This window comes from Pseudomonas sp. LBUM1661, from assembly GCF_059695925.1.
On record NZ_CP166794.1, the window covers coordinates 52,026 to 65,983 of the forward strand.

Here is a 13,958-nt window from a genome sequence, read left to right on the forward strand (position 1 = left end):
CGAAGTTTTAAACAAAATGGAACAATTAGCCGTCAGCCCAACTCCACCCGGTTGCGACCGGCATGTTTCGCGCGATATAGCGCCTGATCGGCTCTTTTAAGCACCGCATCGCTATGTTCGCCGGGCCTGAAAGCCGTCAGCCCCATGGAAAGGGTGATGGTTACTGGCTCACCCTTGAAATGGAACGGGCAGGCTTCGATCGATGCGCGCAGGTTTTCCAGCAGTTGGGTGCCGACCGCCGGAACCGTGGCGGGCATCAACAGGACAAATTCCTCGCCGCCAAAACGGGCAATGAAATCCGTCCCGCGCAGGCGTTTGCGCAACACGCTGGCGATGATTTTCAGCACTTTGTCACCCGCCAGGTGCCCGTAGTTATCGTTGATGCGTTTGAAATGATCGAGGTCGAGCATGGCTAGCAGCAGGGTGTTGCCATGTTGTTGCCATTGGCTGACTTCGTGATCCAGCCGCTCGCCCCAGGCCGCCCGGTTGGGCAGGCCCGTCAGCGGATCGATCAAGGCTTTCTGGCGCTGTTCTTCGAGGTGCTCGCGGTAGCCCAGGGCTTCTTGCTCCATGTGCGCAACGCGTTCGGCCAGTCCGTGCAGGCGCGCCGCGACCTCTTGCTCGCGCTCGTCGCGCTGCTTCTGGTGTTGATCCAGGGTGCCAAGCAGGCCTTCAAGATGGTTTTCCAGTACGTGCTTCAGATCGTCGAGGTCTGCCGCTTCCTGCATGCTGCTCTGCAAGCCGTCGACCTGCTCACGGATCTGCGTGTCCATCTCGCGCGCGGCGGAATGGTTGTCGGCATGGCCCGTGCTGGCGGCGAGCAGGTTGCTCTGGAACGACTCAAGGCGTTCATTGAGCTGCTGCAGATAGGTTTCGAATTCGTGCTGCCCGCTGTCGGTAATTGCCAGCATCAAGGTGGCTAGATCGTCGAGGATGGGCAGTAGTTCGTACCAATTCAAACCATTTTGCAGGCGATCACGCATGGCTTCGGCTTGCGGACGATGACGTTCGGGTAGCGTCAGGTCGTCGAGCAGGCCCAGCAACGTGTCTTCGATGTGCTTGGCCACCGAACTGTAGGAAGGCTCGGGCGAGTCCGGTAGGGCGTAGAGAATATCGTGCTCAGGCTGCTCCGGATCAACGACGGCCAGGGGCGAGGGCGGTGGCAGGCTAGTTAGCTCGTCGGGATTGCTGGCCGGTTGAGCCTGTGGGGCTTGCTCAACAACAGGGGGCGTCGGTGCGGGTGCCTCTTCGGTCCGGGGGCTGGCGTTTTGCGGTTCGAGCACCGGCGGGACAAACGCAACGACAACCGGAGCAAGCGTTGCTGCGGGCGATGCTTCAATTGCCAATGGCTCGGGAGCGACAGCCGCAGGCGCGACGGTTGGCACCACCTGCGGCTCATCGATCACTGGTACGAGATCGACCGCTGGCTGCTGCGTCTCGGCCCGCAGCGCGCAAGCGGCTTGGACAGGCTGAGACGCGGGCAGCTGCACCATCGGGGCGGCAACCGTTTCATCGGCCTCACGACTACCGAACAACCGTTGCAATAAACCAGGGCGATCGGGTTCTGCCGGGTTCTCAAGCTGACTCAGGGCCTTGCCTTGCAGGCCGCTCAGTTCGCTGAGCAGCAGCGGAATTTCGCGGGCCTGGCCGACGCGCCCGTCGAGTTGTTTGGCGAAGTTCTTCAGTGGCCGGCTGACTTCTCGCGGCAGCGGCAATGTTTGCAGCTGCGAAACCAGCGCGGTCAGTGCGGCGCTGGTCTGATTGACCCGGGTTTCCCGGCGCTGTTCGGAGTCGAGCACGGCTTTTTCCAGCCGAGGAAGCAGGTTCGCCAGGCCGGCGTCCATGTCATCGGAGCGCACGACTTCGCGCATTTCCTTCATGCATTGGTCAACGGCGCGGTCAGTGCCCTCGGCTGCCAGGCTGCTGCGTACTAGGCCGCGACGCAGAAGGTCGAGCCGAGCGTCCCATCGGCGCTCCAGCTTTTCCTGTTGTTCGATGCTTTTGAGGTATTTTTCTTTCCAGCGCTGTGCTTCGTCGCTCATTCATGGGATCCGCGAGGGGCAGGACTCAACGCGGGGAATGCATCAGCCGTGAGCGAACCCGGCAGACGAATCTCTACCGCGACCGGCAGGTGATCGGAAATGGGTTGTGCCAGTACCTCGACCTTTTCAAGGGTCAGGGTCGGGCTCAGCAGAATATGGTCCAGGCAGCGCTGCGGGCGCCAGCTGGGGAAGGTCGCTTCCAGTTGCGGCGCGAGCAGGCCGAGGTCACGCAACGGCGAGTTTTGCAGCAAATCACTGGCATGGGTATTCATGTCGCCCATCAGCACCTGGTGTTTATAGCCGCCGATCAACTCGCGGATATAAGCCAGTTGCATGCTGCGCACGCGAGCGCCCAGCGCCAGGTGCATCATGACCACCACCAGCGCCTCCGGACCTTCGCCGAAGCGCACCAGGATCGCCCCGCGACCCTTGGGCCCCGGCAGCGGATGGTCTTCAATCGCCCACGGGCGCAGGCGGCTGAGCACGCCATTGCTGTGCTGGCCGAGGCGACCGAGATTGCGATTGAGTTGTTGATACCAGTAGGGGAAAGCACCGAGCTGGGCCAGGTGTTCCACTTGATTGACGTAGCCTGATCGCAGGCTGCCGCCATCGGCTTCCTGCAAGGCGACCAGATCGAAGTCGCCCAGCAGATTACCGATTTTTTGCAGATTGTCGGCACGCCCGGTGTGCGGCAACAGATGTTGCCAGCCCCGGGTCAGGTAGTGCCGATACCGCTCGGTACTGATGCCGACCTGGATATTGAAACTGAGCAAACGCAGACGGCTGTCTGCGGGCAAGCCCGTCGATTCCAGATGATGTTCGTTGACCCGCGGATCATGCAGGCCAACGACGCGTTCAGTTCCCCAGCGGCGCATGGCAGGCCCCGCGCTTAGTTGGCGGCAGCCTTGTTAGCCGCTCGCTCTTTGTCGACGAGTTTGTCGGCCAGTTGCAGCGCTTGTTCGGCACCGCCGGCAGAGCCCACGTCGAAGCGATACTTGCCGTTGACGATCATGGTCGGAACGCCGGAAATTTCGTATTTCTTCGCCAGCTCTTTGGCCTGGGTGATTTTGCCTTTGATGGCGAAGGAGTTGAAGGTGGCCAGGAACTTGTCCTTGTCTACGCCCTGAGTCGCAAGGAATTCTGCCATTTCGTCTGGCGTGACCAGCTTCTTGTGTTCTTTCTGAATCGCGTTGAACACCGCAGCATGCACCTTGTTCTCGACGCCCATGGCTTCAAGGGTCAGGAACATTTGGCCGTGTGCATCCCACGGGCCGCCGAACATGGCCGGAATACGTACGAAGTTCACGTCCGAAGGCAGTTTCTCAACCCAAGGGTTGATCACCGGTTCAAAGGCGTAGCAATGCGGGCAGCCGTACCAGAACAGCTCCACCACTTCGATTTTGCCAGGGACAGCGACCGGCACCGGGTTGGTCAGTTCGACGTAAGGTGCGGCGGGTGCTTCAGCGGCTTGGGCAGTCATGCCGAACAGGCTGGCAGCGACCAGTGCGGCGCTGATGATCAGATTACGCATGCTTTACTCCTGGACAAATGGGGTCGCCTCGCGCGACCTGTTTTCAGACAGGTCATGGCGGGCTTGAGTTCTGTAGTGTAACGGCAGCGGCCACAAAAAAGGGCGGCCAAAGCCACCCTTTTTATACTTGCTGCGACGGATTAATAGAGCGTTAACGTTGCAGGAGATGTACTTCCCGCACGACGCCCGATTCGCCGGTCTTAGTGCAGGCCTTGAATGTAGCTGGACACTGCTGCGATATCTTCGTCGCTGAGCTTTTTGGCAATGCTCTGCATCGGTTTGGTATCGCCATCGTTGGCACGACCGCCTTCTTCCTTGCGGAAGTCGGTCAATTGCTTGGCGACGTATTGAGCGTGCTGGCCACCCAGATGCGGGAAGCCGGCAGCTGCGTTGCCCTTGCCATCCGGAGAGTGGCAGCCGGTGCAGGCTGGCAGGCCCTTGGCCAAGTCACCGCCACGGAACAGTGCTTCACCGCGAGCCACGACTTTCGGGTCGGCAGCGCCAACGCTGCCTTTCTGGCTGGCGAAGTAGGCGGAGATATCAGCCAGGTCCTGATCGCTCAGGTTGGTCAGCAAACCGGTCATTTCCAGAACGGTGCGTTTGCCGGACTTGATGTCGTGCAACTGCTTGTTCAGATAACGCTCGCCCTGACCTGCCAGTTTCGGAAAGTTTGGCGCCATGCTGTTGCCATCCGGGCCATGACAGGCGCCACATACTGCGGCTTTCGCCTGACCAGCAGTCGCATCACCTGCAGCATGGGCTATGCCGGAGATCCCCACGGTCAACAGCAGACTCACGATCAATTTGTTCATCAGCTAATCCAACTACGGCTAAGGGTTAAAGAGTTATGGACCGGGATCACTCGCTCATCCAGTGGATGATGGCTTGGTAATCCTCGGCACTGCAGTCCATGCACAAACCACGCGGCGGCATCGCCTTGAAACCCTGGGTCACGTGTTGCACCAGCGTCTCCATACCTTTCGCCAACCTCGGCGTCCAAGCTTCCTGATCACCCTTTTTGGGCGCCATGGGTAGTTGGCCGGAATGACAGGCACCACAAACACGGTTGTACACAGCTTCCGGATCCTGTGTAGCCTGAGCGCTGTAAAGCGGCATCAAGACACCGGCAGCTAGCAGCCATTTCGTCATAAAACGACCTTTTCAGGGTTGAGAGCGTTCTGCGTTCTAATGCGCAATCAAGGTCAATCGCTCTCGTGAACTTCATCCTACGCTGGGACAAAGCGCACACAAAATCTGCGGCATTATATACTGGCGTCACTGAAACGGAAACGACACTGCTCGCCGCGTCCATTCCCGGCGCCGCCCACATCGGAAATCCCATGCAACTCAAGAACCCCATCCTCGGCCTGTGCCAACAGTCCACCTTCATGCTCAGCGCTGCCAAAGTCGATCAATGCCCCGACGACGAAGGCTTTGAAGTGGCTTTCGCCGGGCGTTCCAACGCCGGCAAATCCAGCGCTTTGAACACTCTGACGCACGCCAGCCTCGCGCGGACCTCGAAAACGCCGGGTCGCACGCAGTTGTTGAACTTCTTCAAGCTAGACGATGATCGTCGTCTGGTCGACCTGCCGGGTTACGGTTACGCGAAAGTACCTATCCCGTTGAAGCTGCACTGGCAGCGTCACCTGGAAGCCTATCTGGGCGGTCGCGAGAGTTTGAAGGGCCTGATTTTGATGATGGACATCCGTCATCCAATGACCGACTTCGACTTGCTGATGCTCGACTGGGCCGTGGCCAGCGGCATGCCGATGCATATTTTGCTGACCAAAGCCGACAAGCTGACCTACGGCGCGGCGAAAAACGTCCTGCTCAAGGTTCAGGCAGACATCCGCAAAGGTTGGGGTGATGCGATCTCTATCCAGCTGTTCTCGGCGCCAAAACGCATGGGCCTGGAAGACGCCTACACTGTACTGGCGGGCTGGATGCAACTGGCGGACAAGGGCGCCGAGGTGGCCGAGCAATAAATCGCAGGCAAAAAAAACCCCGGACTTCTTATGGGGAGGGGGAAGTTCCGGGGTTCAAGTTCCGGACCGCTAGGGCGGGGTCCAGATTATCTGCCAACACTTAACACAACATAGGAGCATCGAAGGGCTTCACCAGCCATTCAGTAACTCTGAGTGGCGGTTCACGGGTTTAGTTCCGGAGTGGTTCAAAATCCATTGGGAATAAGCCCAAGCACTTTTCGAAATAACGGCCCTTCGAGCCATGAATTCCCTGCCTGTAGGCGCGAGCTCGCTCGCGATGGACGTTAACGAAAACGCGGGGTGCCAGTGCAAACGCGGCGCCCTTTCGTCCTTCGCGAGCAAGCTCGCTCCTACAGGGGAACGTCATTTTTCCGATAGCTCTAGTGAGCCTCGTCCCAGTTATTGCCCACACCTACCTCGACCAGCAGCGGCACATCCAGTTTCGCGGCGTCGCTCATGTGCACGCGGATTTCATCGCGAACCTGGTCGACCAGGTCTTCACGAACTTCCAGGACCAATTCATCGTGCACCTGCAGGATGACTTTGGCGTCCAGGCCTGAGGTTGTCAGCCAGTTATCCACAGCCACCATGGCTTTCTTGATGATGTCCGCCGCGGTGCCTTGCATCGGGGCGTTGATCGCCGTGCGTTCGGCGCCTTTGCGCAGGGCCGGGTTTTTCGCGTTGATTTCCGGCAGGTACAGGCGACGACCGAAGATGGTTTCAACGAAACCTTGCTCGGCGGCTTGGGCGCGGGTGCGCTCCATGTATTCCAGCACGCCAGGATAACGGGCGAAATATCGGTCGATGTAAGCCTGGGATTGCTTGCGATCGACACCGATCTGCTTGGCCAGGCCAAACGCGCTCATGCCATAGATCAAACCGAAGTTGATCGCCTTGGCACTGCGCCGTTGGTCGGTGGTGACCTCCGCCAGTTCAACCCCGAAGACTTCGGCGGCGGTGGCTTTGTGCACGTCCAGGTCATTGCGGAAGGCGTGAAGCAGGCCTTCGTCCTTGGCCAGGTGCGCCATGATCCGCAGTTCGATCTGCGAGTAGTCCGCCGCCAGCAGTTTGTAGCCTTTTGGCGCGACGAACGCCTGACGAATCCGACGACCTTCGGCGGTACGGATCGGGATGTTCTGCAGGTTCGGATCGCTGGACGACAAACGCCCGGTCGCCGCGACGGCCTGGTGATAAGAGGTGTGAATCCGCCCGGTGCGCGGGTTAATCTGCTCCGGCAGGCGATCGGTGTAGGTGCTTTTCAGCTTGCTCATCGAGCGGTACTGCATCAGCACTTTAGGCAGCGGATAGTCCTGCTCGGCCAGTTCCGCCAGCACGGCTTCGGCGGTGGACGCCTGGCCCTTGGCGGTTTTGCTGAGGATCGGCAGGCCAAGTTTTTCGTACAGGATCACGCCCAGTTGCTTTGGCGAACCAAGGTTGAATTCCTCGCCTGCGATGGCAAATGCCTCACGCTCAAGCGCGACCATCTTCTCGCCCAACTCAACGCTCTGAATCCCCAGCAGGTTGGCATCGACCAGCGCGCCCTGGCGTTCGATCCGCGCCAGCACCGGCACCAGCGGCATTTCAATTTCGCTCAGGACCTTGCTCAGGCTCGGAATGGCGTTGAGTTTTTCTTGCAGCGTTTGATGCAGGCGCAGGGTGACATCGGCGTCTTCGGCGGCGTACGGCCCGGCCAGTTCCAGGGAGATCTGGTCGAAAGTCAGCTGCTTCGCACCCTTGCCGGCAATGTCCTGGAAACTGGTGGTGGTGTGGTTCAGGTATTTGAGCGCCAGGCTGTCCATGTCGTGACGGGTCGCGGTGGAGTCCAGCACGTAGGATTCGAGCATGGTGTCGAAGGCGATGCCTTGCACCGTGATGCCGCAGCTTTGATCGCCACCGATGGCGCAGTTGGCCAGGATGTTCATGTCGAACTTGGCGTGTTGGCCAACCTTGAGTTTGTTCGGGTCTTCGAGGATCGGTTTCAGCGCGCGCAGCACGGTGTCTCGATCGAGCTGATCCGGCACGCCCATGTAGGAGTGGGTCAGCGGGATGTAGGCCGCTTCGTTGGCGTGTACCGCAAACGACAGGCCCACCAGTTGCGCCTGCTGCGCATCGATGCCGGTGGTTTCGGTATCGAAGGCGATCAGCTTGGCGTCGTTGAGCTTCTTCAGCCACAGGTCGAAATCGGCCTGAGTGAGGATCGTGGTGTACTTGAGCTCAGTCTCGACGGCCGCTTCTTCAGCCACTGGCGCGGCAACTTCCTGGCCGGAACGCTTGGCGTCGCGCTGGTTGTCTTCGAACCAGCTCTTGAATTCCAGCAGGGTGTAGAGCTCGGCGAGTTTGTCGTGATCCGGCTGACCCATTTGCAAGTCGTCGAGGCCGATATCCAGCGGCACGTCGATCTTGATGGTTGCCAGCCGGTACGAGAGGAATGCCATCTCCTTGTGCTCTTCGAGCTTGGCCGGCAGGGTCTTGGCGCCGCGAATCGGCAGGGTCGGGACGATGTCGAGCTGCGCATAAAGCTCGGTCAGGCCGCCATTCACGCCCACCAACAGGCCGGAAGCGGTTTTCGGACCGATGCCCGGAACGCCCGGAATGTTGTCGGAAGAGTCGCCCATGAGGGCCAGGTAATCGATGATCTGCTCGGGAGCGACGCCGAATTTCTCCTTCACGCCCTCAATGTCCAGCGCGCTACCGGTCATGGTATTGACCAAGGTAATGTGGCCGTCGACCAGTTGCGCCATGTCTTTATCGCCAGTGGAGATCACCACCGGACGGTCGGCCGCCGCGCTGCTGCGGGCCAGGGTGCCGATCACGTCATCGGCCTCGACGCCTTCGACGCACAGGAGCGGGAAGCCCAAGGCGATCACGCTCTGGTGCAGCGGCTCGATCTGTACGCGCATGTCGTCGGGCATGCTCGGGCGATTGGCCTTGTACTCGGCGAACATTTCGTCGCGGAAGGTCCCGCCCTTGGCGTCGAACACCACGGCGAACGGACTTTGCGGATACTGCTTGCGCAGACTCTTGAGCATGTTCAGCACGCCTTTGACCGCACCGGTCGGCAGACCTTTGGACGTGGTCAGCGGTGGCAGGGCGTGAAAGGCGCGGTACAGGTAAGAAGAACCGTCCACCAGGACGAGGGGGGCTTGGCTCATGAGCAGGATCAACCTTTTCGGCGGGTCCGGCGCTAGAATAGCGGGACCGTTGACGACAAAGGGACAAGGTTATCATGCGCACACTAAATCGCTTGCTGCTGGCTGGCATGTTTGCAACCGTTCCGTTCGCCGTCATGGCGGCGGATGATGCGCCGACTCCAGAGCCTGAAGTCACGATCCGCACGGAAGGGGATAAAGTCATTCAGGAATACCGCCAAAACGGTTTCCTGTATGCAATCAAGGTCACGCCGAAGGGCGCACCACCGTATTTTCTGGTGCGCGCGGACGGGACGGATGCAAACTTCATCCGCTCGGATCAGCCGGATATGCTGATTCCGTCGTGGAAGATTTTCGAGTGGAAGTAGTTTCTTAAATTCAATCGGCGCTGGCTCAAGAGCGGCGCCCGTACTGGCAGTTTAAACATGTCTGTGTTCACCCCCCTGGCTCGGCCCGAGCTGGAAGCTTTTCTCGCCCCTTATGGCCTCGGCCGCCTGCTTGATTTCCAGGGGATTGCCGCCGGTAGCGAAAACACCAATTTCTTTATCAGCCTGGAGCAGGGCGAATTTGTCCTGACCCTGGTCGAGCGTGGTCCGGTCCAGGAAATGCCGTTCTTCATCGAACTGCTCGACGTGTTGCATGAGGCCGATTTGCCTGTGCCGTATGCGCTGCGCACCACCGACGGCGTCGCCTTGCGCGAACTGGCCGGCAAGCCTGCGCTGCTGCAGCCGCGTCTGGCCGGCAAGCACATCAAGGACGCCAACGCGCAGCATTGCGCCCAGGTCGGCGAGTTGCTCGGTCATCTGCACCTGGCGACCCAGGCCCACATGATCAAGCGCAAAACCGATCGCGGCCTGGACTGGATGATGGAAGAGGGCACGCAGTTGCTGTCGCACCTGAATGCCGAGCAGAAAGAACTGCTGCAACGGGCGCTGGACGAGATCACACAGCAAAAGACGAAAATTCTGGCGCTGCCGCGAGCCAATATCCACGCTGATCTGTTCCGCGATAATGCGATGTTCGAAGGCACGCACCTGACCGGGCTGATCGATTTCTACAACGCGTGTTCGGGGCCGATGCTCTACGACGTGGCGATCGCCTTGAATGACTGGTGTTCGGACGACGACGGTTTGATCGACGGGCCCCGTGCGCGGGCATTGCTTGGGGCTTACGCGTCGTTGCGCCCGTTTACCGCAGCCGAAGCCGAACTTTGGCCGACCCTGCTGCGGGTGGCGTGCGTGCGGTTCTGGTTGTCGCGGTTGATTGCGGCAGAGTCTTTTGCCGGCCAGGACGTGTTGATTCACGATCCGATGGAATTTCAGCTGCGCTTGGCGCAGCGGCAGAAGGTCAGTACGCCGTTGCCGTTCGCCCTTTAAAAGCTTCGCGAGCAAGCCCGCTCGCGAATGGGCCGCCACAAATTCCGGGTTACAACGACTCCAGACACCCCGCCAAATCATTCCCTAACTTCTCCAGCACCTGCTCATAGCCCTGAGCGGTCGCTGGCGTGTACCCGCCCAGCGCATCGAGTTCCGCCAGCTTCACCGGCAAGCCGGCCACCAGGGTTTCTGCCAGGCGCGGACGCAATGGCGGCTCACTGAACACGCAGGTCTTGCCGACTTCCTGCAATCGCGCGCGCATGGCTGCGACATGCTGGGCGCCGGGCTGCACTTCGGCGGCGACGCTGAACACGCCGGTGTGCTTGAGGCCGTAAGCGTCTTCGAAGTAGTCGAAGGCTTCGTGGAACACGAAATAGGGTTTGCCCTCAACACTGGCCAGACGTTTCTTCAAGCGCAGGTCCAGAGCATCCAGACGTTCATCGAATGCCTTGAGGTTGCTTTGATAACGGGCCGCATTCGCCGGATCCGCAGCACTCAGGTCAGCGGCCATTTTTGTCGCGATCACGCGAGCATTGACCGGCGATAACCACAAATGCGCATCCAGACTGCCGGGACGGTGATCGTGGTCATGTTCGTCGGCTTCTTCGGCGTGAGAGTGGCTATCTTCGGCGAAGCGACGCAATTTCAGCCCCGGCAAATCCTGCACGGCAACGCTGGGCTGCGTACGACCGTTCAGCACGCGAGGCAGGAAACCTTCCAAGTCCGGGCCAATCCAGTACAGCAGATCGACCGACTGCACCTTCCGTACGTCGGAAGGGCGCAAGGCATAGTTATGCGGCGACGCACCGGGCGGCAACAGAACTTCCGGAATCGCCACACCGTCCTGCACCGCCGCCGCGATCAGCTGTAGCGGCTTGATGCTGGTAAGGACTTTGACGTCGGCATGCACTGGACCGATCAGCAGAAAACTTGCGAAAAATGCGACAAAGATAGAAAAAAGTCGGGACACGATGACCACTCGAAGAGGCGAGAACGGGTAACATAATAACGTCTCTCACAAAACTCGTCGCCGCTCATGCCTAAAACACCGATTGCCAGCCGTCCCCACGACCACTCTCATTGCGTACATACCGCATTGTCTGAGGCCGATACCCTGTGCGCGCGTCAAGGCCTGCGCCTGACGGCCTTGCGTCGGCGGGTGCTGGAACTGGTGTGGCAAAGCCACAAGCCGCTGGGTGCCTACGACATCCTCGCCGTGCTCAGCGAGCAGGACGGCCGCCGCGCCGCGCCGCCGACCGTGTACCGCGCGCTGGAATTCCTGCTGGAAAACGGCCTGGTGCACCGCATCTCTTCGCTGAACGCCTTTGTCGGCTGCAATCACCCGGAACACGCCCACCAGGGGCAGTTCCTGATTTGTCGCGAATGCCACGCCGCCATCGAGCTGGAACAGAAATCCATCAGCGACGCGATCATCGGCAGCGCCAAGGATGTCGGATTTGTCGTTGAAGGCCAGACCGTTGAAGTGGTCGGTCTCTGCGCCGGTTGCCAGGGGGCTTGATGAGCAATGCGCTGATCCGCCTCGAGCAGGTTGCCGTCACCTTCGCCGGCCAGAATGTGCTGGATAACATCGAGCTGAGCGTCGAGCCGGGGCAGATCGTGACCCTGATCGGCCCCAACGGTGCCGGCAAAACCACGCTGGTGCGCGCGGTGCTCGGCCTGTTGAAACCGGACAGCGGCAGCGTGTGGCGCAAGCCGAAGCTGCGCGTCGGTTACATGCCGCAAAAACTTCACGTCGATCCGACGCTGCCGCTGTCGGTGCTGCGCTTCTTGCGCCTGGTGCCGGGTGTCGACCGCGCGATGGCCTTGTCGGCACTCAAGGAAGTGGGCGCCGAACAGGTGATCGACAGCCCGGTGCAAAGCGTTTCCGGCGGCGAAATGCAGCGCGTGCTGCTGGCCCGGGCGCTGTTGCGCGAGCCGGAACTGCTGGTGCTCGACGAACCGGTACAAGGCGTCGACGTGGCCGGCCAAGCCGAGCTCTACAGCCTGATCACACGCCTGCGCGACCGTCACGGCTGCGGCGTGTTGATGGTCTCTCACGATCTGCACCTGGTGATGAGCACCACCGACCAGGTGGTCTGCCTCAACCGTCACGTCTGCTGCTCCGGCCATCCCGAGCAGGTCAGCGGTGATCCGGCGTTCGTCGAGCTGTTCGGAAAGAACGCACAAAGTCTGGCGATTTATCACCACCATCACGACCACGCCCATGACTTGCATGGTTCCGTGGTCACTGCGGCCTCGGCGGCCCAACCCCACGTTCATGGAGATAGCTGCAAGCATGGCTGATTTTCTTCTGTATGCCCTGCTTGCAGGCCTGGCCCTGGCATTGGTCGCGGGCCCGCTGGGTTCGTTCGTGGTCTGGCGGCGCATGGCCTATTTCGGCGACACCCTTTCTCACGCGGCGTTGCTCGGCGTGGCGCTCGGCTTTCTGCTGGATGTCAGCCCGACGGTGGCGGTCACCGTCGGCTGTTTGTTGCTGGCGGTGTTGTTGGTGACCTTGCAGCAGCGTCAGCCGCTGGCGTCCGACACGCTTTTGGGAATTCTTGCACCGAGCACGCTCTCTTTGGGCTTGGTAGTACTAAGCTTCATGCACGAAGTACGGATCGACCTGATGGCCTATCTGTTCGGTGACCTGTTGGCGATCAGCCCGACCGATCTGGCCTGGATCCTCGGCGGCAGTGCGGGCGTTCTGGCCTTACTGGTGACGTTGTGGCGGCCATTGCTGGCGATTACCGTGCATGAAGAATTGGCCAGGGTTGAAGGTCTGCCGGTGGCGTCGTTGCGCCTGGCCCTGATGTTGCTGATTGCCGTGGTGATCGCGGTGGCGATGAAAATCGTCGGTGTTTTGCTGATTACGTCACTGCTGATCATCCCGGCGGCTGCGGCACAACGTCACGCCCGGTCACCGGAGCAGATGGCACTGGGCGCGAGCCTGCTGGGTATGCTCGCGGTCTGTGGCGGGCTGGCGCTGTCGTGGTTCAAGGACACCCCGGCGGGCCCGTCGATTGTGGTGGCGGCCGCCGCGCTGTTTCTGCTGAGTTTTGTCCTGCCCCGTCGAGGGGTGTAGACTTGCTCGTTTTTTGCGCAAATAGAGAGTCGCAGGAATGAAGCCGTTCGCCTCACGTTATCTGCTCCTTGTCGCATTTTCCCTGCTGCTGGGCGCTTGCCAAAGCACGCCACCGTCGGCCACCGAGGCCCCCGATGGGCGAGCCGAGGCCGTCGCACAGCTTGAGAAAAATCTGGCCAGCAGTGAGCTGGCCACCGCCGAGGATCAACTGGCTGCCTTGCAAGCCCAGTCACCCAACGACCCGACGCTGGTGCAGTACCAACGGCAATTGGCCGAAGCCTATCTGCAACGCAGTCAAATCGTGTTGCAAAAAGGTGATGTGAATGCCGCCGCTACGGCGCTGAGCCGTGCCCGGGCGCTGATGCCTAAGGCTCCGGCGCTGACCGGTGGGGTTAACAACGCCATCGTCAATGCGCGCAAGGCTGAGCTGGATAAGGCAGAAGCAGCGCTGATGGCTGCCGAAGCCAAGGCGCAGGCGAAAGTGATCGATCCGTCGGCGCAAAGCACCACCGTTGCGCTGAACGTCACCGATATTGCCAAGCTACGGCGTCAGATGGATGCCATCGCCGCCGATGTAGTGAATTACCAGTGTGACGTCAGCATTCAAGCGCCACGGACCGAGGACTACCCTTGGTTGGCCACGTTGCTGACCAAACGGGTCAAGAAACTCGATGCGGATTTTGAGTTGAAGCTGGAAAAGCAGATTTTGCGCAACGTTCCGGCGCAAATGGTCTTGAGTCCGCGTAAGCCCTAAAAGCTTCGCGGGCAAGCCTCGCTCCTACAGGATTAT

14 protein-coding genes are annotated in these 13,958 nt (G+C 60.3%); 7 read left to right on the forward strand and 7 right to left on the reverse strand.

Annotation, left to right across the window (positions count from 1 at the left end):
- Positions 1-32: 32 nt before the first annotated feature.
- The 5 genes from ACA057_RS00240 to ACA057_RS00260 form a co-directional block, all read right to left on the reverse strand.
- The gene (locus ACA057_RS00240) at positions 33-2,042 is read right to left on the reverse strand and encodes a GGDEF domain-containing protein (protein ID WP_497345031.1); all 2,010 of its coding nucleotides are present in this window, start codon (positions 2,040-2,042) and stop codon (positions 33-35) included.
- Entirely contained in the window at positions 2,039-2,917 is an 879-nt protein-coding gene (locus ACA057_RS00245; protein WP_401360393.1) for an endonuclease/exonuclease/phosphatase family protein, read from the reverse strand. The genes ACA057_RS00240 and ACA057_RS00245 overlap by 4 nt, the downstream gene beginning before the upstream one ends.
- A 14-nt stretch (positions 2,918-2,931) precedes the next feature.
- Entirely contained in the window at positions 2,932-3,573 is a 642-nt protein-coding gene (locus ACA057_RS00250) for a thiol:disulfide interchange protein DsbA/DsbL (protein ID WP_497345033.1), read from the reverse strand.
- Between the two features lie 200 nt (positions 3,574-3,773).
- Positions 3,774-4,385 carry a c-type cytochrome gene (locus tag ACA057_RS00255; protein WP_109627072.1) on the reverse strand — a complete coding sequence of 204 codons (612 nt, stop codon included), beginning with the start codon at positions 4,383-4,385 and terminating at the stop codon, positions 3,774-3,776.
- 46 nt (positions 4,386-4,431) lie between these two features.
- Positions 4,432-4,722 carry a c-type cytochrome gene (locus ACA057_RS00260; protein WP_060540368.1) on the reverse strand — a complete coding sequence of 97 codons (291 nt, stop codon included), beginning with the start codon at positions 4,720-4,722 and terminating at the stop codon, positions 4,432-4,434.
- Between the two features lie 191 nt (positions 4,723-4,913).
- Here ACA057_RS00260 and yihA point away from each other — a divergent pair, with 191 nt between their 5' ends.
- Positions 4,914-5,558 (forward strand): ribosome biogenesis GTP-binding protein YihA/YsxC, encoded by a 645-nt coding sequence (gene yihA, locus ACA057_RS00265; protein ID WP_401360401.1) that lies wholly within the window; start codon positions 4,914-4,916, stop codon positions 5,556-5,558.
- 380 nt (positions 5,559-5,938) lie between these two features.
- Here the strand turns inward: yihA and polA are convergent, their stop codons facing one another.
- Positions 5,939-8,710, reverse strand: a complete 2,772-nt coding sequence (polA, locus tag ACA057_RS00270) for a DNA polymerase I (protein ID WP_497345036.1) — start codon at positions 8,708-8,710, stop codon at positions 5,939-5,941.
- 74 nt (positions 8,711-8,784) lie between these two features.
- On the opposite strand from polA, the gene ACA057_RS00275 reads away from it, so the two are divergent.
- Together ACA057_RS00275 and ACA057_RS00280 are read left to right on the forward strand one after the other, a co-directional pair.
- The gene (locus ACA057_RS00275) at positions 8,785-9,075 is read left to right on the forward strand and encodes a DUF2782 domain-containing protein (protein ID WP_059403714.1); all 291 of its coding nucleotides are present in this window, start codon (positions 8,785-8,787) and stop codon (positions 9,073-9,075) included.
- Positions 9,076-9,132: 57 nt separating this feature from the next.
- Complete coding sequence (locus tag ACA057_RS00280; RefSeq protein ID WP_497345038.1) at positions 9,133-10,083, forward strand: homoserine kinase; 951 nt, start codon at positions 9,133-9,135, stop codon at positions 10,081-10,083.
- 49 nt (positions 10,084-10,132) lie between these two features.
- Here the strand turns inward: ACA057_RS00280 and ACA057_RS00285 are convergent, their stop codons facing one another.
- Positions 10,133-11,053, reverse strand: coding sequence for a zinc ABC transporter substrate-binding protein (locus ACA057_RS00285; RefSeq protein WP_497345040.1), 921 nt, complete (start codon positions 11,051-11,053; stop codon positions 10,133-10,135).
- A 66-nt stretch (positions 11,054-11,119) separates the two neighbouring features.
- Here ACA057_RS00285 and zur point away from each other — a divergent pair, with 66 nt between their 5' ends.
- The 4 genes from zur to ACA057_RS00305 are packed head-to-tail and all read left to right on the forward strand — an operon-like array spanning position 11,120 to position 13,922.
- Positions 11,120-11,602, forward strand: coding sequence for a zinc uptake transcriptional repressor Zur (gene zur, locus ACA057_RS00290; RefSeq protein WP_497345042.1), 483 nt, complete (start codon positions 11,120-11,122; stop codon positions 11,600-11,602).
- Entirely contained in the window at positions 11,602-12,387 is a 786-nt protein-coding gene (gene znuC, locus ACA057_RS00295; protein ID WP_401360413.1) for a zinc ABC transporter ATP-binding protein ZnuC, read from the forward strand. Before zur ends, znuC begins: the two co-directional genes overlap by 1 nt.
- Entirely contained in the window at positions 12,380-13,168 is a 789-nt protein-coding gene (gene znuB / locus ACA057_RS00300; RefSeq protein ID WP_497345044.1) for a zinc ABC transporter permease subunit ZnuB, read from the forward strand. Before znuC ends, znuB begins: the two co-directional genes overlap by 8 nt.
- A 37-nt stretch (positions 13,169-13,205) precedes the next feature.
- Positions 13,206-13,922: a PA5502 family lipoprotein gene (locus ACA057_RS00305; RefSeq protein ID WP_497345046.1), complete on the forward strand. Its 717-nt coding sequence runs from the start codon at positions 13,206-13,208 to the stop codon at positions 13,920-13,922.
- Positions 13,923-13,958: the final 36 nt, after the last annotated feature.